The 3,314-nt window shown below is 61.0% G+C and carries 3 protein-coding genes and 1 pseudogene; 1 reads left to right on the top strand and 3 read right to left on the bottom strand.

Features of this window, described 5'->3' with window-relative positions; translation table 11 throughout:
• A pseudogene (locus EN914_RS29205) lies at positions 1-142 on the bottom strand (DUF982 domain-containing protein); the annotation flags it as partial.
• A gap of 241 nt (positions 143-383) precedes the next feature.
• Here EN914_RS29205 and map point away from each other — a divergent pair.
• A complete protein-coding gene (map, locus tag EN914_RS29200; RefSeq protein ID WP_013532002.1) occupies positions 384-1,211 on the top strand; it encodes a type I methionyl aminopeptidase in 828 nt (275 codons plus the stop codon).
• A 27-nt stretch (positions 1,212-1,238) separates the two neighbouring features.
• On the opposite strand, the gene EN914_RS29195 is transcribed toward map, so the two are convergent.
• Positions 1,239-2,564, bottom strand: a complete 1,326-nt coding sequence (locus EN914_RS29195) for a HAMP domain-containing sensor histidine kinase (RefSeq protein WP_024505701.1) — start codon at positions 2,562-2,564, stop codon at positions 1,239-1,241.
• Positions 2,561-3,295, bottom strand: a complete 735-nt coding sequence (locus EN914_RS29190) for a response regulator (protein WP_024505700.1) — start codon at positions 3,293-3,295, stop codon at positions 2,561-2,563. The genes EN914_RS29195 and EN914_RS29190 overlap by 4 nt, the downstream gene beginning before the upstream one ends.
• Positions 3,296-3,314 lie beyond the last annotated feature (19 nt).

Below are 3,314 nucleotides of genomic sequence, written 5' to 3'. Positions count from 1 at the left end.
CTTTCTGGTAGATCGGGCCCTGACGGCGCGCAGGCCAGTCCTGGAGAAAATCGAGCGCCTGTTCGACGCCGTAGATCTCCTCGACCGGCAGGCCGGGCGCGGGCGCTATGCGCACCGGCACCTCGAATTGCAGTCTGTCCATTTCCTGTCTCCCGAACTGGCGCCACCGCAGCAACGCCGTTCGTCGTCAAAAGTTGCTTTGACCGGCTTTTGGCCCAGAAATGTGTCGTCACTTGGGTCGCTGAACCGCCCATGCAAGGCGAATATCTCGAACTGTGCGGGTGCATCGGGCAGTTCTTCCTTGAACCTTTTGCCCTCAAGTGCCAAATCTGGGGAGATCTTCACGTCGGCTCCTGCAGGGCCCTACCCGCTACACGGACAAAATGGTCACCTATCTCGACGCTGCCACGGCCCCGCTCAGAAATACCGGCCAGATCCGCCTCTATGGCGAGGACGGCTTTGCCGGCATGCGCAAGGCATGCGATCTCACCGCGCGCTGCCTCGACGAGCTGGTGCCGATGGTCCAGCCCGGCGTCACCACCGAAGCAATAGACCGCTTCGTCTTCGAATTCGGCATGGACCACGGCGCGCTGCCGGCGACGCTCAACTATCGCGGCTACACGAAATCATCCTGCACCTCGATCAACCATGTCGTCTGCCATGGCATTCCCGACAACAAGCCGCTCAAGGATGGCGACATCGTCAACATCGACGTCACCTACATCCTCGACGGCTGGCACGGCGATTCTTCGCGCATGTATCCGGTCGGCACGATCAAGCGCGCCGCCGAGCGGCTGCTCGAAGTCACGCATGAATGCCTGATGCGCGGCATTGCGGCGGTCAGGCCGGGCGCCCGCACCGGCGCCATCGGCGCCGCCATCCAGACCTTTGCCGAAGGCGAGCGCTGCTCGGTGGTGCGCGACTTCTGCGGCCACGGCGTCGGCCAGTTGTTCCATGACGCGCCGAACATCCTGCATTACGGCAGCGCCAATGAAGGCGTCGAGATGCGGCCAGGCATGATCTTCACCATCGAGCCGATGATCAATCTGGGCAGGCCGCACGTGAAGGTTCTGTCGGATGGCTGGACCGCGGTGACGCGCGACCGTTCACTGTCGGCGCAGTACGAGCACACGATCGGCGTGACCGACACAGGGTGCGAGATTTTCACGCTGTCGCCCAAAAAGCTCGATCGCCCCGGCCTGCCGGCTTAGAGCGCATCTTGCCCAGCGGGAGGCCGTCTATGCCGACTGCACATCCGCGGCATTCGGCAGGTCGATGGTAACGACCAGTCCGCTGGGCTGGTTGTCCTCCAATTCGATCCTGCCGCCGTGCCCCTGGACGATGTCGGCAACGATCGAGAGGCCCAGACCGAAGCCATGCTTCGACGCAATGCCGCGCGACGCATCTTCCTTGAAGAATGGTTCGAAAACACGGGCACGTGCCGTCATCGGAATACCCGGCCCGTCGTCCCCTACCGTGATGCGCGCCGCCGTGCCGGTCGCTGTCAAGGCGACAGTGACATTGCCAGCGAATTTGACCCCGTTGTCGCAAAGATTGGCGATCGCACGCGCCAATGCATTGGGCTTGCACCAGCCCAGAAGCCGGTCCGGCCCGGAATATGAGACAGGAAATCCGACATCGGTGAATTCGGCGCAGACGGTTTGCAGAACGCTGGCAATGTCGGCGCGCTGCAGCTTCTCCGTCGAAACATCGTTGCGCAGGTAGGTAAGGGTCTCATCGATCAAGATTTCGATGTGCTGGACATCGGACAGGATTGCGGTTCGGATTGGGCCATCATCCATGCGCTCGGCGCGAAGCCGCAGCCGCGTCAAAGGCGTGCGCAGATCATGACTGACGCTGCGCAACATGCGCGTGCGGTTTTCGATCATCGTGCGGATACGCGTCCTCATTCTGTTCAGGGCGCGCACCAAGCCCACCATTTCAATGGAGCCGTGTTCGACGAAGAGCTGGTCGCCATTCTCGATCTCGGCCGAACCGACTGCCGCCGAGATGCGCTTCAACGGATCCGTCACGGCCCAAACCGCAAACAGCCAGATCAGCACGGGCAAGGCAACGAAAGCCATGAACCTGTAGAACGAGGCACGGACGAGGCCCGATGTCAGCCAGGAATCGGGCATGCCGAAATGGGCCAGGACGTCCTGCTGGTCGAGGTCGATGACAAACGCGTATCGGCCGCCGATCCTTATCCAGCGTCCCTCAACCGTCCCCCTGTCGATACGCAAAAGCCATTCGACACTTCGCCATTGCAGATAGGATTGGGCAACGCCGGTTATCCGGTCCTTGGGCAATATCTCGAAATCAAAGCCGGCCCGCTTTGCTGTCGCCAGAATTGCGCCACGCGCCTGCGCCGGCGTTTCTTGCAACAAGGCAGCAACAACGGCCGCACGCCTGGCGTTATCTTCCGCGGCGGGAAGATCGGCATTCTCTATGAAACTCTCGACGACCGAACCGACGAACATGATCACGATCACCGCGATGAAAATGATTGCCACAAACTGCCCACGCACGGACTGTGGCAAGAAACGGCGGATGAAATCCCTCATGCTTCCTCCACCGTCGCGGTGAAGATGTAGCCACCCAACCGAACGGTCCTCAAAAGCACCGGATCGCGCGCATCCTTTTCGATCTTCCTGCGGATTCGACTGATATGGACATCGACGCTACGCTCGATCGGCCCCGCGAGCCCGGCATGGGTTACGCCCAGAAGTTCCTCACGAGAGAGAACCCGGCCTGCGTTGCGACAAAACGCAAGCAACAGGTCGAATTCATGCGTCGTGGTCGTCACCCGCGCATTGTTGGGGTCATGCAATTGCCGGCGTATGGGATCAAGGCGCCAGCCGTTGAAACGAAGTACCTTCGACCAGTCCCGCTCGTCGGGATCATAGGCTGTACGGCGCAGCAGCGCCCGTATCCTGGCCGTCAGTTCACGCGCGCTGAACGGTTTCGTCACATAGTCGTCCGCGCCGATTTCCAGCCCGAAGATGCGGTCGATTTCCTCGCCGAGCGCGGTCAGCATCAGGATCGGAATGTTGGTTGCGGCACGAAGGCGGCGGCAGATGTTGAGACCGTTTTCGCCCGGCAACATGACATCGAGCACGATGAGATCGAATTTCCGGGTGCGAAGCGCGGCATTCATCTGGACGCCGCTCTCGGCAATTTCCACAGTCATGCCGTTGTCGGTGAGCGTGTCGCCCAGCATGCGTGCGATCTCCAGATCGTCTTCGACAATGAGGATGCGCGAACCTTGCCTTGCCGACCTGGATTCGGCGCTCAAATCGCTTTGGTGCCGTTGC

Source organism: Mesorhizobium sp. M7A.F.Ca.CA.001.08.2.1 (assembly GCF_003998455.1).
Classification (GTDB): domain Bacteria; phylum Pseudomonadota; class Alphaproteobacteria; order Rhizobiales; family Rhizobiaceae; genus Mesorhizobium; species Mesorhizobium ciceri.
The sequence above is the reverse complement of the archived record's forward strand: the minus strand, read 5'-3'. Positions and strand labels throughout refer to the sequence as shown.

Excerpts from the sequence above, each read along its gene's own strand:
- map (WP_013532002.1), top strand. The coding sequence starts at position 384 with ATGGTCACCTATCTCGACGCTGCCACGGCCCCGCTCAGAAATACCGGC.
- EN914_RS29195 (WP_024505701.1), bottom strand. The coding sequence starts at position 2,564 with ATGAGGGATTTCATCCGCCGTTTCTTGCCACAGTCCGTGCGTGGGCAG.